This window comes from Flexithrix dorotheae DSM 6795, assembly GCF_000379765.1.
Taxonomy (GTDB): Bacteria; Bacteroidota; Bacteroidia; order Cytophagales; family Flammeovirgaceae; genus Flexithrix; species Flexithrix dorotheae.
In genome coordinates, this window is the sequence record NZ_KB903498.1 from 74,113 (window position 1) to 91,565 (window position 17,453).

Below are 17,453 nucleotides of genomic sequence, written 5' to 3' on the forward strand. Positions count from 1 at the left end.
AAAAGGCAGTTTTTAATATTCAGTTAAAAGCTGTCTTTTTTGTAGTACTGATGATAACAAGGAATTATTTATGTTAGAAAATATAATATCAAGGCCAGTTTTTACACTGGTAATCTCCATTTTACTGGTATTGGCAGGAGCTGTAAGTATTTCGACTTTACCAGTAGAGCGTTTTCCCGAAATTGCACCACCTAGTGTCAGTGTGCAGGTATATTATCCGGGAGCAAATGCTGAAACAGTTGCGAAATCTGTTTTGTTACCTATTGAGGAGGCGATTAACGGTACAGAAAATATGACTTATGCCAACTCCACGGCTACCAACTCTGGTCGTGGCAGGGTAACAGTGTATTTTAAGCCGGGTGCAGATCCCAATAGTGCGGCTGTAGAAATTCAAAACCGTATTTCTGGTGTAACCCAAAAAATTCCGCAGGAGGTAAACGAAGCAGGAATACAGGTAATGAAAAGGATGAAGGGTAGTATAATGACCATCAATATTTTTAGTGAAACAGGCGTATACAATGAAACCTTCCTCAATGCCTATACCCGAATTAATATTAGAAGGGAATTGAAAAGGATAGAAGGGCTGGCAGAAGCAAGTATATTGCGTTCGAGAGATTATGCCATGAGGATTTGGCTCGATCCTAATAAACTCGCACTTTATGAACTTACTCCCAAAGACGTTTACCAGCAAATATTAGATCAAAACTTTGAGGCTGCTCCAGGACAATTTGGTGAAAATTCTGATGAACTTTTTGAAATTGTATTGAAGCACGAAGGACGTTTTGACGAAGAAGAAGAATATGGAAATTTGGTGGTAAAGGCAGATAAAACAGGTTCTCTATTACATCTTCGGGATATTTCCAGAATTGAATTTGGTGCAGATAACTATACCAGTGAAAACAGACTGGATGGCAAGCCTGCGGTTACCATAGATATTGTTCAGCTGAGTGGAGCTAATGCTGTAGAAATTGATAATAAAGTACGGGAAATATTAGAAGACCAAGCTAAAATATTTCCTGATGGTATTGATTATGAGATCACCTATAGTGTGAGAGATCAGATTGACCAATCCATGAGCCAGGTGGTACAAACCCTCATAGAAGCTTTCCTTTTAGTATTTCTGGTAGTTTTTATTTTCCTACAGGATTTTAGAATTACGCTTATTACCGCTATCTCTATTCCAATTTCTCTGGTGGGTACCTTCTTTTTCCTAAGTCTGGTAGGGGTTTCTATGAATGTACTGAGTATGTTTTCACTAGTGCTTTCCATTGGAATTGTGGTGGATAATGCCATTGTGGTAATGGAAGCCATTCATGAGAAAATGACTCACCATGGTATGGGTGCAAAAGAAGCTGTCAATGCGGCAATGAGCGAAATTACAGGTGCTATTATTTCAATTACTATCGTAATTGCAGCTGTATTTCTTCCTATTGGCTTTATGAAAGGTCCTGTTGGAATTTTTTACAGAGAGTTTGCCTACACTATTATTTTTGCTGTAATTATTTCAGCAGTAAATGCCCTAACCCTTGGGCCTGTGCTCACTCGTCTACTTTTCAAAAACAGGACTGAAACACCTAAAACCAGTAAAGGACTTAAAGAAAAAATTCGACAGCATAAAACTATACAAAAAGTAAGTACCGCAAAAGAAAAAAGTCTGAAAAAATTTGACAGCTTTTTCGACCGCTTTACCAAAAATTACATTAGTGTAATCAAATTGGCAATACGCCATAAATGGCTCTCTATTCTAGGTTTGGTGCTGGTTTTTGTATCAACAGTATTGTTAATGAAGTCAACCCCAAGCGGGTTTATTCCTACCGAAGATGATAATTTCCTGATTATGTCTTTAAGAATGCCCGAGGGTTCATCACTGCATAGAACCAACGAGGCCTTAAGAAGTGCCGATTCACTGCTCCAAATCCAAAGTGCAGTAGCCTCTATAAATACGGTATCAGGAGTGAATGTGGTAGATAACTCTAACAGCCCTTCATCTGGTATGGCATATATCAAATTAAAAGATGGACCTGATAGAGGAGATATTCATAAAATGGATGATGTAGTGAAACATTTATCTGAAGTGCTTGGAGAAATAGATGGGGCAAGTGTGAATGTTTATCCAAGACCTACGGTTCAGGGTTTTGGTGATTTTGATGGTGTGCAGGTGATGTTGCAGGACCGTACTGGTGGTGATTTGGGTGAATTTGGGCTAATGGTGAACGAGTTTATTGCTCAGCTCTCTCAATATCCAGAAGTTCAAAATGCTTTTACCTCATTTAACCCTAATTTTCCTCAGGCAAAGCTCGTGATTGATTATGAGAAAGCTAAAAGTCTTGGGGTAAGTATCAAAGATATGATGTTTACTATCAAATCTTATTTCGGGCAAACACAAGCTGGTGACTTTAACCGATTTAGTCGCCAATATGGGGTTTTTATGCAAGCAGATATTCAGTTTAGGGAAAATCCAAAAGAGTTTAATAATATTTTCGTGAAAAATAAAGATGGGGAAATGGTTCCCATTAATACTATTGTAAAATTAGACCAGGCTTTTGGCCCTGAAACTGTCAATCGTTACAACCTGTATAACGCTGCTAAAATTAATGTCACCCCTGCAAAAGGTTATAGTACGGGAGATGTCATGAATGTCATAGAAGCGTTAGCTGCGAATAAGCTTCCAGCCAGTTTGAGTTACGAGTGGACAAGTATGAGTTTAGAGGAGAAAAACTCCAGTGGTGAGTCAACCATTATCTTCATCATGAGTATTGTTCTTGTTTATTTTATTCTGGCAGCCCAGTACGAGAGTTTTTGGTTACCTTGGGCGGTAATTCTTTCCATACCCACAGGTATTGTAGGGGTATTTATGGCAATTCAATTGGCTGGGATTGACAATAACACTTATGTACAGGTAGGGATCATTATGCTTATTGGGTTACTGGCAAAAAATGCCATTCTGATTGTGGAGTTTGCAGCACAAAAGAGAAAAGCAGGTCTTTCTGCACTTGATGCCGTGTTAGAAGCCAGTGCTCTGCGACTCAGATCAATTATTATGACTTCCCTGGCTTTCACAGTAGGTTTAATTCCGCTAATGTTTGCCGAAGGTGCCTCTGCCCAGGGAAATAAATCTGTAAGTATCGGAACAGCAGGAGGGATGTTGTCGGGAATTATCCTGGGGATATTAATCATCCCGGTTTTAGCTTACCTTTTCCAAAATTTACATGATCGATTTAATTTGAAATTTGAAGATGAGAATTAAAGATATGACATTGATTAAAAATCTGGTGATATTATTTCTTCTGGTATTCACAGGATGTAAAATACATGAACCCTATCAAAGACCTGAATTTAAAGAACCAGAAAAGTTTTATGGTTCTGGTAATATCATGGAAAGCGATACGGTAAATATGGCCAATTTGAACTGGAAAGAGTTTTTTGATGACCCGGTTTTAATTTCCCTGATTGATTCTGCGCTGGTCAATAGTATTGATGTGCAGATTGCAAATGAATATGTGGAAATGGGTTTATCGAGATTAAAGCAATCCAAGGCGAACTTTTTTCCTTCTGTTTCTGCTGCCCCATTTAAGGCAAGAAGAGATTATTTTTCAGAAAATTATAATAACTATGGCTCCAACCGGTCCAGAAGAATCTATGGGGAGGAAAAACCACCAACCAGTTTTTACACAGAGCGGTTGGAATATGAATCATCTGTAGACCTAAGCTGGGAGCTTGATTTGTGGGGGAAACTTAGGGCTCAGAAAAAGGCCAGTCTTCATGCTTACATGAAATCCATGGAGTTCCAAAAAGCTGTGAGGACTTCCCTGATTGCGGAAATAGCCATAACTTATTCAAATCTACTTTTATTACAGTCCCAACTGGAAGTTTTTAGGCGAAACCTGCAACTAAATGACAGTACCATGCAAATGGTAAAATTGCAATATGATGCGGGTGAGGTTACCTCTTTGGCGGTTAAACAAACACAATCTCAAAGTTTGCGTGCCCAAACTTTAATTCCCCAGCTTGAACGGGAATACATTCTGCAGGAAAACCGGTTGAACAGATTAATTGGGCGTTTTCCGGAACCAATTGAGACTGAAGAACTGGAATGGGATATGCTTGATGATGATTATGTAGTGGGGATGCCTCTGGCACTGTTAAGAAACAGACCGGATGTAGCTGCCGCAGAATACAATTTACAGGAAAGTTATGAAAAAGTGGGTGTGGCTAATGCCATGAGATATCCATCCATCAATATTGGGGCAAGTGTAGGCTTAAACTCCTTTCAATTTGATAAATTATTAAATCCGGCAGGTTCTGGATTTTTGCTTCTAAACGGACTGGTTTTCCAGCCTATTTTTCAAAAAAGAAGGTTGAAAACTAATTATGAAGTTGCTCTTTCCCAAAAGAAAGTTGCCGAACTGGAATTCAGAGATAAATTTCTGCTGGCAATGGGTGAAGTTTCCAATGCGATGGTGGCTATTGAAAAATTGAAAGAAGAATATGAAATAGCCCAAAACAGGGTGGAGACGGCCAGTAAAGCTGTAAAAGATGCATTCTTGTTATTCCAAAGTGGTATGGCCAGTTATCTGGAAGTAATAACAGCACAAAGTGAAGCTTTAGATAGTGAGTTGAATTTGGAGAGTGTGAAAATGCAATTATTCGCAGCCAATGTAGAGCTTTACAGAAGTTTGGGAGGAGGCTGGAAATAAATGGGGAAGCCTCCTGATTTCGATTTGGAAAAGATCAGTATAAAAATGGATGAAAGCTGGTCTTTTTCAAATTGTGCTATTAGTTTTCAGATTGATTTACTTTCTACTAAAAAATGTTGAAATGAAAAATTGGTCTGTTCACTTTAAATTACTTCTTTTATTAGCTGTTTATCACCTTTCTATCTTTACCGGATTTAGTCAGGATAATCCTCCAAATGTAATTATCATTTACACCGATGACCAGGGTTCCATAGATGTCAATTGTTATGGAGCAAAGGACCTCCATACTCCAAATATGGATAAGATTGCCCAAACAGGAGTGAGGTTTACCCAGTTTTATGCCGCTGCTCCGGTCTGTTCTCCTTCAAGAGCTGCATTAATGACCGGAAAAACACCATTGGCTGCAGGGCTGCCTGGTAATGCTTCTTCTCATAAAGGTAAAGAAGGATTACCCTCCAGCCAGGTCACTATTGCAGAAAAAATGAAGGAAAATGGTTATGTCACCGGTCATGTGGGAAAATGGCACCTGGGCTATACGGAAGCCACCATGCCCAACGGACAGGGGTTTGATTATTCCTTTGGGCATATGGGAGGATGTATTGATAATTACTCCCACTTTTTCTACTGGAATGGCCCAAACCGACATGATCTTTGGGAAAACAATCAGGAAATCTGGCGGGATGGAGAATTTTTTCAGGATTTAATGGCAGAAAAAGCCAATAAATTTATTGAAGAAAATAAGGTTACCCCTTTTTTCCTGTATTATGCGATAAACCTTCCGCATTATCCTTTGCAGGGTACAAACAAATGGAGAACGCATTACAAGGATTTAGAAAGCCCCAGAAATATGTATGCTGCAGCAGTTTCTACTGTGGATGAACGCATTGGAGTTTTATTGAAAAAACTGGAGGAGCTTGGCATTAGGGACAATACTATTCTCATTTTTCAGTCCGATCACGGGCATTCCATGGAAGAGCGAACTTTTGGAGCTGGTGGAAGTGCCGGAATTTACAGAGGAGCCAAATTCTCTCTTTTTGAAGGTGGAATTCGGGTACCAGCCATGATTTCCTGGCCAAAAGGGCTCCCCCAAAATGAAGTACGAGATCAAATGGGTATCAATACAGACTGGTTTCCCACCATTCTGGAACTTTGTGGAATAACCTATAATGAAAATGAATTTGAAGGAAAAAGCCTGGTTCAAACCCTAAAAGAAAGTAAACCGTCTCCCCATGAGAAATTTTGGTGGTACAGTAATAAAAATATCTGGGCAGTAAGAAAAGGTGATTGGAAATTATTAAAAAACCCGAGAGATCCATCTCAAAAAACGGAACTGGCAGAAAAGGATTCACTGTTTTTGGTGAATATTAAAACCCATCCTGAGGAATTGGAAAATCAGGTAGAAAAACATCCTGAAAAAGTGCAAGAACTGATGGCTGAATATGAATTGTGGTATGATAGGGTGAAGTAAGAAATAGAAAAATGGTTTTAATCGGAAGATAGGGTAACCCTATCTTCTTTTAATTCTGGCATAATTTCGTAGAAATTATCATGGCTTCTTTTCAACTAATAGTTTGAAATTTGTAAGTATTCATTTGATTTGAGTTAAGACAGGGGGAAATTAAAAGCGTCCTTTGTACTATGCATCACATCATAAATGACAGTACAAATGAGGACTTTCTATCGATTAATATTTATTCTCCTAATCCTTTTTCCCGTAAGTCGGGTATTTTCCCAGGAATCAGATACACTTAAAAAATATCACTTTAATGGAAATGTCAGCATCACTAACAATGGGTTTTCCTTTATTCCTACCTTTAGTTTGGGAAAACCTGCTACCATAGCCACTCTTTCCATTGGTGATGAAAAATTTAGTTTCGATCCACAATTTCGTTTTGATTTGAATGGACTGAAACCATGGTCATTTATTTTTATCTGGCGGTACAATCTCGTGAAAAATGATCGCTGGTTGATCAGACCGGGGGTTCACCTGCCAGCTATTGCTTTCCGCACACGTGAAATTGAGCGGAATGGTGAAATCCTGGAAGAGCTATATGCCCAGCGATTTCTCACACCAGAATTAACAATCTCCTATCAATTAACTAAAAAGTTTGCTGTTGGCACTTATTACATTTACGGAATTGGATTAGAAAAAACCGGACAGGCTAGAAATACTCATTTCATATCCCTAAGGTTTGGAATCCAAAATATCAGGCTTGCAGAAAATTTAAATCTCCACTGGAACCCGGAAGTTTATTATATGAATATAGATGGGAAAGAAGGGGTATATTTTGCCCAGGCGCTCACACTTAGTCACAAAAAATTTCCGATTTCGATTTCCTCCATAGCAAATAAGGGAATTAAAACAGAGATAAATTCAGGAGAATTGGACTGGAATATCAGTTTGGTTTATTCTTTTAAAAATTCATTCACAAAAAAATAATTCAAAAAATTCCTCATGACCCTAAAATGGAAAGGAGGAACATTTGAATTATTTTGAATATTGAAGCTAGTCTGGATTTCCAGGCCCCTTGATTATATTTTTTGAAGAATTTACTCTTCTAGTTTTGTAAAAAAACTTTTTTCAGGTTGATCTTTGGTAAGGGTGATATCAGCAAATTTCTTACGATATCTTTCCTCTCCCAAAGTGTTATTCTCCCATTTGTAGCCAATCATTTCCTGAGGCAATTTTAAACCACCAACTTCTTTCCAATTTTGGTAGACAATCGCATTATAATTTTCTGCTTTATTTTCATCGTAATAGGTTACAGAATAATTGATCAGAGCCAGCATATTATTGGTCTGGTTGAACCATAAAATATATTGATCTTTGGGCGCATCCCCCACACCTTCCCCAAAGGTAACTTTCACTCGGTTGTAAGTTATACCATTGAGTTCCTGAGGGGGTAATTCCTCCTGAAAAGCACCATTATCTGCGGTTACAAAAGGAATAGAAAAAAAGTAGAACCTCAGGTTGTGGAAAAACTTTGGATCTTTTCCCGGAAAACTGTCTTTATTGGGGAAAATGATGATTGAATCCTGAAAGTAACTGATTTTATACGCTCCGAATTTCTCGATCAATTCATCTCGCGTTTTCAGGTCAATAGTATATTGGGTAGTATCTGTTTCATTTACCTCACTGAAAGTTAGCGTACCATAGGAGTCCCAGGTTTCTAGCCCTCCGTGAGCCTCAAGACCATTTTTAAAAATATCGGGAAAGATTCTTTTTGGTGTATCTGAAGTTTGTTTTTCAGGGGCACAACTAATAAATAAAACGAACAGTATAATTACCGCATTAAAATGAGATTTCATTACTGGAATTAAATTATTTGAAAAATGATAACTTTGAAAATTTTACTAGTGTCATGCCAAGCTTTAGTTGACCGAAAGCTTAAGTTTGACTCAAGTCTAGTAATGCCAAAGCTACCATTTTAATTCCATTGCGTGAAAGTTTATACCGTTTCAAACAGCATTTCTTCGGGTTTCCTCACTTTTGGAAAGTTTTGGGTACTGTCATTTTCATGCCGAAAACCAATTGTAGCAATAACACAGGCATTTAGTCCTTTTGATTCAAGGTCTAAAATTGCGTTATACTTTTCTGGTTCAAATCCTTCCATAGGGCAGGCATCAATTTTCAGGGCAGCACAAGCCATTAGTAAGTTACTCATGGCCAGGTATGGTTGTTTTTCCAGCCATTGGGTCAACTCCAAATCTGACTTTTCCCCGAGTTTCGATTTCATAAAATTCCCATATCCATCCAATTGATTCAGCCCGACTTCCCTGGTTTCAGATGTCAATTGTAAATAGGCATCAATATCTTCAGGTTGCACTTTGGTGTAATTACAAAATACAAACAAATGGGAAGCATCCGTGATTTGCTCCTGGTTCCAGGAAGCTTTTTTCAATTCTGCTCTCAAGGCGGGGTTTTCTATAATCAGAACTTTATACAATTGTAATCCATATGAAGACACAGATAATTGAATCGCCTTCTTCAGTTTTTCAAGGTCTTCTGAGTTAACTTTTTTATTGGGATCGAATTTTTTTGTGGCATATCGCCATTCCAGGTTTTTAATTAATTCCATAGCTGTTATTTTTTTAATGAATAATTTCTCATGATGAATTCAGTAGTGAATCCTAGTTTTTCGTACATAGTTCTGGCCATTTCCGAAGCCTGAAGGGCGACCAGCTTAACCCCCTGATTGTAAAAAAGATTCAGTGCCATATGCATAGCCGATTTGGCATATCCTTTTCCCCTCTTTTCAGGGATTACACCTAGACTATGAATTCCGGAAACTTCCCCAGTTTGGTATAATATGATGGTTCCTACTATGCCATCTGCAGTTTCAATCAGAAAATAATCGATTTTGTTCAGGCTGCTTTCTACTGTTTCAGGATCAATTTGATAACCGAATGCTTTTTCAAATGACTGGCACCATAAAGTGATTTCATCCCTTTTTTTAACCTGAAGAAAGTTTAAATCCGATGACGTATCCAATAATTGATGAGGCTTGAGAGACATCCCATACTGGATAAAGTTTTCGGTAAACCCATCACCAAGAATCAATTCCACGGCATCCGAATTTCCTTCATCAAAATAGGAAAAAGTCAAATGCTCGGGGCTTTGATTGATGGTTTCCATAATTGAATTCAGGATTTCAATGGTGAGTTTTTGCTTTGTCCAAATTCTGTTAGGCCATTGGGAATTTTTAATGTAGCAGTATCCAAAGCCTTCCCCTTCAGAATAGGTTTGAAACGGTACTGTAGCACTTTTCCAAAGTGAGGTTAAATTATTGATATTTGATTTTATGCTATCCATTTTTTTAGTTATTGATTAAAATTATTCCTAAGATCATGGCAAAGGTTCCTAATAGTTTTTTGCTTGTTAATGGCTCTACTGGCAGATTGAGCCAGCCAAAATTTCCCGCCACCATGGAAAAAATCAGTTGGCCGCAAAGCCCCATGGCAATCATTTTTGAAATCCCCAGTCTGGGAATCGTGTAGAAATAAAGGGAAATACCAAGCACACTAAAAAGTCCTCCAATTCCCCACAAATACCATGGGATCAGACGAGCCTCATGCATATTTGGAATTTGTTTTCCGGTAATGATTATAAAAAGCGAAGCAAATGCAACACTAAAAACAGAAGTAGAAATAGCCGCCAGAACAGGTTGTTTTAGATGTCCGCTTAATTGGGTGTTGAAACCTGCCTGAATAGCCAGGAAAACCCCACCAGAAAATGCAAGTATTTGAAGAATTAATGTTTTCATAAGACAAAACTCGGGCGGGAATCCGGGTTTTGCCTTTACATATGTTGAGAGGCAAATTATTTTTTTACTTTTTTTCGAATTCTACTCAATTGAGTAGGAGTGATACCCAAATGAGAAGCGATATGGACCAGGGGAATTCTTTCATCCAGATCGGGATGTTTTTCTAATAATTCCAGGTACCTGGAGCCCGCATCTTTCATTACAATATCAATTTCTCTTTTCTCCTTTTCAAAAATCCAGTTATTCTCCAAATAAGCAATGTAGAAATTTTTCATTTCATCGTGATCGAAAATGAGTTTTCGGTATTGTGAAAAATTAATACTGATAATTTCGCATTCTTCAATGGCTTCTAATGCAAACTTGGAAGGAGAATTGGTGAGGCTGGAAACCGTAGAACCTGCTAAGTCACCTTCCAGGAAAATGTTTTTATTATAGGTATTCCCTTCATTGTCCAGGAAGTAGGCAATTATGGCTCCTGAATACACCATATAAATTTCCTTAGCGATCCTTCCCACCGGCAAAAGGATCTCATTTTTCTTTAGTTTTCTAACTGCGGCAATTGAAATCAGTTGCTCAAGTAGCCTTTCATTAACAGGGTAATACCCTAAAATAACTTCCTTTATAAATTGATGATGTGTTTCTTTTAATGACATGGAAAATGATTTGAATTAAATCATAATTCGTTCTTTATTTCTCAAATCTAACAAAGTTAAGTGTGACTACTAGTTATTTTTAATGGCAATTGAACTAGCGTTAAGTCAACCTTAAGCTTTCGGTAATCCGAGTAGTCTTATGACGGAATCTCTTCGACTAGTTGTCTACGTTGAAAAAAGACTCATACAGCACGGATATGCTCATTTTTTGCGCCTCGACCTACCTCAAAATCCTTGCTCGCCTTACCCGTAGTTCAAGGTTTGACTTCACACTAGTAGAAAATGAAATGGGCAGCGTAAAATCATTCTTTATTACCCTGAGTGATGAAAAAGTAAGATTTATTTTTAACTTGAAGAATTATCTTTAAAGTGATAGCATTGTACCTTTCTTTTGAAAGACAAATATCAGGAGGGAGAAAGGAACAATAAAAAGTTATATTATTTAAACTGACAAATATTGAAAATGAATAAGTTACCTCAGGTTACCTCAATCTGTTTTACTTTTTTAATAGGAATTTTTACCTCTTGTAATCAGGTTGAACATCAGAATGAAAATTCAGCTAAACCCAATGTATTGATCATTCTGGCGGATGACCTTGGCTACGGAGACCTGGAGTGTTATTCAGAAAAATCCCTTATTCCCACACCACATCTCAATAAACTGGCTGCTTCAGGCCTTCGTTTTACCAATGCTTATTGTCCGGTATCAGTATGTTCGCCTACACGATATGCCTTAATGACAGGAAACTATCCCTGGAGAAGCTGGAAAAAAAAGGGAGTAATGTCCAATTATGAACCTTCTATGATTGATTCAGCACTAACTACTTTACCAGAATTAATGAAGAAGGCGGGTTATCATACAGCGGGTTTTGGAAAATGGCATCTAGGTACAAGCTTTTCCACGCTTGATGGGAATCAGCCTGCTGGATATGGTAAGTTTTATGCAGCAAATAATGGGGAAAATCTGGATTTGTCTCAACCAGTTTCAGATGGCCCAAATGATCACGGTTTTGATCAGTGGATGGGTTTTAGTTGTGCGAGTGAATGCTGGGTATTTGAAAATACCAAAATATATGGTGCATTGCAACATGAAAAATATACTACAGAAGCAGCCCCTAATCAGGAACATATTCAGAAGATTCCATTGGAGGAATATCTGGAGGTAGTCACGAATAAAACTATCCAGTATTTAAAAAATCTAAGTGGTGAAACCCCATTTTTTCTTTATTACGCGCCATATGTACCACACATTCCTCTATCTGTTAGTCAGGAGTTTCGAGGCAAAACCAAAGCAGGATTATATGGAGATTATGTCCATGAACTAGATCATTACATTGGCAAAGTTTTAAGTGAGCTTGATAAAAGCGGTTTGAGTGAAAATACCATTGTGTTATTTGCAAGCGATAATGGTTCGCAATTTAAAGTGACTAATTCGCAGATGGAACTTGAAAAAGCTGGAAATAGCCCCCGGGATTCCCTGGTAGTAGTAATTGATGAAGATACCCATCAGCCAAATGCCAATTTAAGAGGGACTAAATGGACTGCCTGGGAAGGTGGTGTCCGTACTCCGTTCATTATTCGCTGGCCGGGGAAAACTCCTGAAGGAAAAGTTAGTGAGCAATTATTTGCACTGAATGATATCATCAGTTCTTTGGCCGGCATTATCCGAGCAAAAGTACCAGAAAACTCTGCAGTTGATAGCTATAATATGGCTCCAGTATGGAGAGGTAAGGAGGAAGCAGTTCGGGAGGAGGTAATTATCCAATCAAGTGGAAACCGATTTGGCATTCGCAGGGGAAATTGGAAATACATTTGTTCGGTAAATTTTGAAAGTTATACACTAGACGATACTAAAGCGGAATTGTATAATCTTGAAACAGATGTTTCAGAACAGGAAAATTTGATTGGAATTCAACTGGATGTGGGGAATGAGTTGAAATCGATTATGCTCAGGAAAATGAATTTGAAGGCCGCAACCAATTGATAGTTAAATCCAATAAAACTAATAACCCCTGTGAAAGAAAGTCTTTTCCGGGGTTTTTAGTTTTATATTTCATCTCATTAAAAATGTAATTTCATTCCTTCATGAGAAGCTACAAATCCCAGCTTTTCATAAAAACGCAAGGCTTCAGGTCGCTTTTTATCTGTGGTTAACTGAATTAAATGTGCACCTTTTTGTTTTGCGCGTTCAATTGCCCACTCAAACATTATTTTTCCTAATCCCACACCCCGGTGATCTTTCCGTATCCGTACTGCTTCGATTTGAGCCCGAATTCCTCCCTGATAGGTGAGATATTGGATGAATGATAGTTGCATGGTCCCAATGATTTCAGCATTTTCTTTTTCAACTACCATCAATTCCTGATGGGGGTCGGCATCGATAATCTTAAAAGCCTGAGAATAGGCAGAGGGAAGCGGATTTTGGTAGTTTTCTCTTTGACTGCCCAATTTATCATCTGCAAGCATGGCAATTATGGCCTGAAGGTCATGTTCAATAGCTGTTCTAATTTTCATATGGAGTTTTAAATTTCTTGATTCAATAAACCACTTGTTCTCAATTCAAGATAATAAAAAAATAGTTTTTGTTTGAAAGCGCTTCAAAATTATCAATAAGGTCATCATTGCCATTGGTATCGAGCACATCAATTCATAAACCAATGATTTACGGAAAATAACTCACAAATTCCGGATGCTTTTCCAGCATTTTAATTTAAATTTTGATAAGCACATAATTATAAGTACTTTTTACAGCCTAAACCTATGCCGTTGACTTTATATGATTGAAAAGGAAGAAAAAATTAACTTTAATCGGTTAAAGACCGATATTTTAAGCTTATCTGAAATTGGGAAAAATAAAAAGGATAGAGGGATCTACAGAATGGCTTTTAGCGAACATGATATGCAGGCGAGGGGATGGCTAAGGGAACAAATACTCAATGCTGATTTGAAATTTCAAATTGATGGGGCTGCAAATATTTCTGCAATTTTAGAGGGACAGGAAAACAAACCAAAGATCATTGTAGGATCACACATTGATACTGTTCCCTGTGCAGGTGCTCTGGATGGCACATTGGGCGTATTGATTGGTCTGGAATGTTTGAGAAGATTTAAGGAGTTAGGCATAAAACCAGTGCATGGAATCGAGTTGGTAAGTTTTACTGATGAAGAAGGCCGGTTTGGTGGAATGTTTGGTTCACAGTCATTTTGTGGGAGAACCACTCCTGAAACCCTTCATTCTTCCAGAGATTTAAATGGAATTTCACTTTCAGAAGCTTTGAAGGCAAATGGATTTGAACCGATAAAGGCACTGGAAGCAGCCAGAAATCCCACTACTATCAAGAATTATCTGGAATTGCATATTGAGCAGGGCCCTGTGTTGGATAACCTCAACAAACAGATAGGAGTAGTAACGGAAATTACGGGGCTTTTTAAATGGTCTGTCAAATTATTGGGTGTAGCTAATCACGCAGGTACTACCCCAATGGAGATGCGAAAAGATGCTTTTATGGGATTGGCAGAATTTGCCAATGAAATTCCAAGAATAATTGAGGAAAATGGCAGTGAAAAAAGCCGTGCTACAATTGGAAAGGTTGATTTACATCCCGGAGCGGCCAACTCAGTACCGGGAATGGTGGAGTTTTCTCTTGATGTGAGAGACACTTCGGTGGAAATATTAAACGAATTGCAGGAAGCTTTCCGGAAAGCCATTTCAGCTATTGCCAGGCGAAGGGAATTGATGTTTGAGTTTGAAACATTAAGCTGGATAAATCCTGTAAAATGTGCTGAAGATGTCATGAAAGTAATTGAGGGAAATGCTAAAAAGCTAGCCCTGGATTATTTATTATTGCCTAGTGGAGCGGCTCACGATGCCCAAATTTTAGGGGAATTTGTGCCAAGTGCCATGATATTTGTGCCCAGTAAAAATGGATTAAGCCACTCACCTTCGGAATGGACTGCGTGGAGTGATATTGAGGCAGGAGCCAATTTAATGTTTCACACTATCCTGGAGCTTTCTCGTTAAACAAACCGGTAGACCGGTTCATCTTAATTAATTAACTATGACAAAAGAATTAAATAAAAATCAGGACCCATTAAAGGAATTTTACAAAGGTTCAGTTGCTGATACCAGGGAAAGAATAGGTTTTATTAAAAATAAGGATATTGCCCTGCTTGTAATTGACATGCAATATTTAGATGCTGCGGAAGGCTATGGTGTTTTTCAGGATATAACCTCCAGCGGGGTACCATACGAAGCACAACAGTATTATTTTAATTCACTAAAAGGCCATGTAATTCCCAATATTCAGAAATTACAAAACATATTCAGAGATTTGGAACTGGAAGTTATTCATACCAGAATTCAGGCCTTAACTAAAAATGGAAGAGACAGAAGTAATGGGCACAAAAGACTCAGTATTTTAGCGCCTCCTGGTTCAAAAGAAGCAGAATTTTTACCAGAAATTGCCCCGGTAGGAGATGAAATAGTCATCAATAAAACTTCAAGTGGTGTTTTTGCTTCTACTAATATGAACTATGTGTTGACAAATATTGGTATTAATGAATTATATGTAGTCGGGGTTTATACCAATGAATGTGTGGAAACTACAGTTAGAGATGCCTGCGATTTGGGCTATTTGGTTACCGTAATCGATGATGGTTGTACTACAGTAAATCCAAAATTACATGAAGCTACCATTACCACTTTAAAAGACAGGTATGCTAAAATTATGACAACCGAAGAGGCTATTAAAGAGATAAAGACTTATTGTTCGTAAAAATAATTTCCCCCTCCTATTTTTATAATCAAATTAAATAGGAGGGGGAAGAAATTATGCAGTTATAGCATCTTCAACTTTAAGATCCTGCTTTATAAACTGCCTGTATAAAATATGTAAACCTAAAATATGGTTTACCAGAGCATCTTTTCTCACCAATAATACCGGATCAGTATCATTTTTATAATCTTCTAGGAATTGGGTGAGACGTTTTACATCAAAAATGCCTACTTCTCTAATTCGCTCTTCACTCATAAATTCGTCCATTAATTTCTGGAAAGCTTTTTTCTTACTTTCTCCGGTGTGGCTTGGAGGAGCCATAAAGGCGAATTTTTCCCGCTTGTAAAGCACTTCAGGCAATATATTTTTCATGGCTTCTCTCAAAACCCACTTTTCAATATTACCTTTTATCCTGATATGCGGTGGGATTTCTCTGGCAAACTCTGCTACATGGTGATCCAAAAAGGCAGGTCTCGATTCCATGGAATTGGCCATATCCACCCGATCACCACCCCAATTCAGAATCTGGCACTCCAGCATGGTTTTAATCCAGGTGTACTGCGCTTTATCCAACACATGTCTCTCTTCAATCTGGGATTGATCAAAAGATTCCGCTATGGTGCCTATCGGATCGTAATCTTTTAATTCCGCCTGCAATTCATCCGTAAGAAGTGGTTTGGCTATTTCCAGGGTTTTCATCCATGGCTGAATCCATGAAGGAGTAAAACCACATAATTTTTCAAAAGTAGGATGGGAAATAATGTCCTCTGAAAGAATTGCTCCTTTAAAAATATTGTTATTTTTATCCATCAATTCACCAAAAGATTTGGCTTCCTCGGCAGTCATTTTCGATTTGTCATAGCCATAGCGCAACATATCCCTTTTAAATGCAGGATATCCTCCAAATAACTCATCGGCACCTTCTCCGGTCACTACCACTCTGTACCCCGATTCATTTACCCTTTTACTCATCCCCCATTTGGCCACTCCAAGCGTATTATAGAAAGTTCTTTCGGCATGCCATAAGGTTTTGATGTAATTTTCACCATAAAGTTCATCGGCAGACAAGTTCAAAATTTCATGGTCTGCATTCACCCTTTCAGCCATTTCAATGGCAATTTTAGATTCGTCATAAGCATCGTGATCGAAACTAATGGTATAGGCTTTTACCGGAGATTGTTGCATGGCAGAAGCCAGTCCCAGCATAGAACAGCTATCAATTCCACCTGATAAGTAACAACCAACAGGAACATCAGCCTCTAATCGCAGGCTAACAGCTTCAAGTAACTTTTCTTTTACACCATCGATGTAATAATTATCATCTTTAATTTCTCTCTCATTTTCCTTGGGAAAGTCCATATCCCAGTAACATTTTTCAGTCATTTCAAAGCTGTCTCCATTTCTTTGAATGATCATCATATGTCCTGGTTTTAGGGCGTGAACGTCCTTGTAAGGAGAACTCCCGGGTACCATAGTATGAATAAGCTGGTGTAAAACAGCCTGCTTATCAAATTCCCTCGGTACAAGCGGATGCGCAAAGAGTGATTTAATTTCCGAACCATAAACAAAAGCCTCTTTACCCAGACTTTTGTGGTGATGGTAGAAGAACGGTCTGATTCCAAATCTGTCCCTTACCACAATTAACCGGTCTTTTTTTCCATCGTAAAGAGCAAAAGCAAACTCCCCTCTCAGGTGATGAACAAAGTCAAGTCCGTGTTTTTCATAAAGGTATAAGGCTATTTCACTATCTGATTTTGTTCTGAAATTAAACCCTTCCAGATTTAATTCACTTCGTATTTTTTTATAGCCATAAAACTCACCATTTACGGTAAGTACATTTTCCTTATCCTCATTGTAAAGGGGCTGTGAACCCGTTTCCAAGTCAATAATAGACAAACGGGCATGGCCCATCATCAGGCCTTTTTCTTTATTGTAATGAAAAGATGATCCGTCTGGCCCACGGTGAGAAATGATGTTTACCATTTCTTTAGCGGGTACGGCATCATCATTACTCATATTATTGGAAACCCAAATTCCTGCTATTCCACACATTTTTTCTAAATA

At 38.1% G+C, this 17,453-nt stretch carries 14 protein-coding genes; 7 read left to right on the forward strand and 7 right to left on the reverse strand.

What is annotated here, in order from left to right; all coding sequences use genetic code 11:
* Nucleotides 1-70 precede the first annotated feature (70 nt).
* From A3EM_RS0136095 to A3EM_RS0136115, 4 genes are all read left to right on the forward strand, one after another.
* Nucleotides 71-3,247 carry an efflux RND transporter permease subunit gene (locus tag A3EM_RS0136095; protein WP_020533118.1) on the forward strand — a complete coding sequence of 1,059 codons (3,177 nt, stop codon included), beginning with the start codon at nt 71-73 and terminating at the stop codon, nt 3,245-3,247.
* Nucleotides 3,248-3,251: 4 nt separating this feature from the next.
* Nucleotides 3,252-4,697: an efflux transporter outer membrane subunit gene (locus tag A3EM_RS0136100; protein WP_157638251.1), complete on the forward strand. Its 1,446-nt coding sequence runs from the start codon at nt 3,252-3,254 to the stop codon at nt 4,695-4,697.
* Between the two features lie 121 nt (nt 4,698-4,818).
* Nucleotides 4,819-6,165 (forward strand): sulfatase-like hydrolase/transferase, encoded by a 1,347-nt coding sequence (locus A3EM_RS0136110; protein WP_020533121.1) that lies wholly within the window; start codon nt 4,819-4,821, stop codon nt 6,163-6,165.
* A 198-nt stretch (nt 6,166-6,363) separates the two neighbouring features.
* A complete protein-coding gene (locus A3EM_RS0136115; protein ID WP_157638252.1) occupies nt 6,364-7,137 on the forward strand; it encodes a hypothetical protein in 774 nt (257 codons plus the stop codon).
* 110 nt (nt 7,138-7,247) lie between these two features.
* Here the strand turns inward: A3EM_RS0136115 and A3EM_RS0136120 are convergent, their stop codons facing one another.
* From A3EM_RS0136120 to A3EM_RS0136140, 5 genes are all read right to left on the reverse strand, one after another.
* Nucleotides 7,248-8,006, reverse strand: a complete 759-nt coding sequence (locus tag A3EM_RS0136120; protein ID WP_020533123.1) for a hypothetical protein — start codon at nt 8,004-8,006, stop codon at nt 7,248-7,250.
* A 140-nt stretch (nt 8,007-8,146) separates the two neighbouring features.
* Nucleotides 8,147-8,776: an NAD(P)H-dependent oxidoreductase gene (locus A3EM_RS0136125; RefSeq protein WP_020533124.1), complete on the reverse strand. Its 630-nt coding sequence runs from the start codon at nt 8,774-8,776 to the stop codon at nt 8,147-8,149.
* 5 nt (nt 8,777-8,781) lie between these two features.
* The gene (locus tag A3EM_RS0136130) at nt 8,782-9,510 is read right to left on the reverse strand and encodes a GNAT family N-acetyltransferase (RefSeq protein WP_020533125.1); all 729 of its coding nucleotides are present in this window, start codon (nt 9,508-9,510) and stop codon (nt 8,782-8,784) included.
* A gap of 4 nt (nt 9,511-9,514) precedes the next feature.
* Entirely contained in the window at nt 9,515-9,961 is a 447-nt protein-coding gene (locus A3EM_RS0136135) for a DMT family transporter (protein ID WP_020533126.1), read from the reverse strand.
* 56 nt (nt 9,962-10,017) lie between these two features.
* Nucleotides 10,018-10,614, reverse strand: coding sequence for a Crp/Fnr family transcriptional regulator (locus A3EM_RS0136140; protein ID WP_020533127.1), 597 nt, complete (start codon nt 10,612-10,614; stop codon nt 10,018-10,020).
* 463 nt (nt 10,615-11,077) lie between these two features.
* Between A3EM_RS0136140 and A3EM_RS0136145 the strand changes: the two genes are divergently transcribed.
* Nucleotides 11,078-12,598, forward strand: a complete 1,521-nt coding sequence (locus A3EM_RS0136145) for a sulfatase family protein (RefSeq protein WP_020533128.1) — start codon at nt 11,078-11,080, stop codon at nt 12,596-12,598.
* A 77-nt stretch (nt 12,599-12,675) separates the two neighbouring features.
* On the opposite strand, the gene A3EM_RS0136150 is transcribed toward A3EM_RS0136145, so the two are convergent.
* Nucleotides 12,676-13,128, reverse strand: coding sequence for a GNAT family N-acetyltransferase (locus A3EM_RS0136150; protein ID WP_020533129.1), 453 nt, complete (start codon nt 13,126-13,128; stop codon nt 12,676-12,678).
* A gap of 262 nt (nt 13,129-13,390) precedes the next feature.
* Here A3EM_RS0136150 and A3EM_RS0136155 point away from each other — a divergent pair, with 262 nt between their 5' ends.
* Both A3EM_RS0136155 and A3EM_RS0136160 read left to right on the forward strand, forming a co-directional pair.
* Complete coding sequence (locus A3EM_RS0136155) at nt 13,391-14,635, forward strand: Zn-dependent hydrolase (protein WP_020533130.1); 1,245 nt, start codon at nt 13,391-13,393, stop codon at nt 14,633-14,635.
* Between the two features lie 37 nt (nt 14,636-14,672).
* Nucleotides 14,673-15,389 (forward strand): cysteine hydrolase family protein, encoded by a 717-nt coding sequence (locus A3EM_RS0136160; RefSeq protein WP_020533131.1) that lies wholly within the window; start codon nt 14,673-14,675, stop codon nt 15,387-15,389.
* 54 nt (nt 15,390-15,443) lie between these two features.
* Here the strand turns inward: A3EM_RS0136160 and asnB are convergent, their stop codons facing one another.
* Nucleotides 15,444-17,441: an asparagine synthase (glutamine-hydrolyzing) gene (gene asnB / locus A3EM_RS0136165; RefSeq protein ID WP_020533132.1), complete on the reverse strand. Its 1,998-nt coding sequence runs from the start codon at nt 17,439-17,441 to the stop codon at nt 15,444-15,446.
* Nucleotides 17,442-17,453 lie beyond the last annotated feature (12 nt).

What these genes read in the sequence shown, in the direction of transcription:
- A3EM_RS0136095 (WP_020533118.1), top strand. Translation starts at nt 71, where the DNA reads ATGTTAGAAAATATAATATCAAGGCCAGTTTTTACACTGGTAATCTCC.
- asnB (WP_020533132.1), bottom strand. Translation starts at nt 17,441, where the DNA reads ATGTGTGGAATAGCAGGAATTTGGGTTTCCAATAATATGAGTAATGAT.
- A3EM_RS0136145 (WP_020533128.1), top strand. Translation starts at nt 11,078, where the DNA reads ATGAATAAGTTACCTCAGGTTACCTCAATCTGTTTTACTTTTTTAATA.
- A3EM_RS0136160 (WP_020533131.1), top strand. Translation starts at nt 14,673, where the DNA reads ATGACAAAAGAATTAAATAAAAATCAGGACCCATTAAAGGAATTTTAC.
- A3EM_RS0136110 (WP_020533121.1), top strand. Translation starts at nt 4,819, where the DNA reads ATGAAAAATTGGTCTGTTCACTTTAAATTACTTCTTTTATTAGCTGTT.
- A3EM_RS0136155 (WP_020533130.1), top strand. Translation starts at nt 13,391, where the DNA reads ATGATTGAAAAGGAAGAAAAAATTAACTTTAATCGGTTAAAGACCGAT.
- A3EM_RS0136130 (WP_020533125.1), bottom strand. Translation starts at nt 9,510, where the DNA reads ATGGATAGCATAAAATCAAATATCAATAATTTAACCTCACTTTGGAAA.
- A3EM_RS0136125 (WP_020533124.1), bottom strand. Translation starts at nt 8,776, where the DNA reads ATGGAATTAATTAAAAACCTGGAATGGCGATATGCCACAAAAAAATTC.
- A3EM_RS0136100 (WP_157638251.1), top strand. Translation starts at nt 3,252, where the DNA reads ATGACATTGATTAAAAATCTGGTGATATTATTTCTTCTGGTATTCACA.
- A3EM_RS0136135 (WP_020533126.1), bottom strand. Translation starts at nt 9,961, where the DNA reads ATGAAAACATTAATTCTTCAAATACTTGCATTTTCTGGTGGGGTTTTC.
- A3EM_RS0136140 (WP_020533127.1), bottom strand. Translation starts at nt 10,614, where the DNA reads ATGTCATTAAAAGAAACACATCATCAATTTATAAAGGAAGTTATTTTA.
- A3EM_RS0136120 (WP_020533123.1), bottom strand. Translation starts at nt 8,006, where the DNA reads ATGAAATCTCATTTTAATGCGGTAATTATACTGTTCGTTTTATTTATT.
- A3EM_RS0136150 (WP_020533129.1), bottom strand. Translation starts at nt 13,128, where the DNA reads ATGAAAATTAGAACAGCTATTGAACATGACCTTCAGGCCATAATTGCC.
- A3EM_RS0136115 (WP_157638252.1), top strand. Translation starts at nt 6,364, where the DNA reads ATGAGGACTTTCTATCGATTAATATTTATTCTCCTAATCCTTTTTCCC.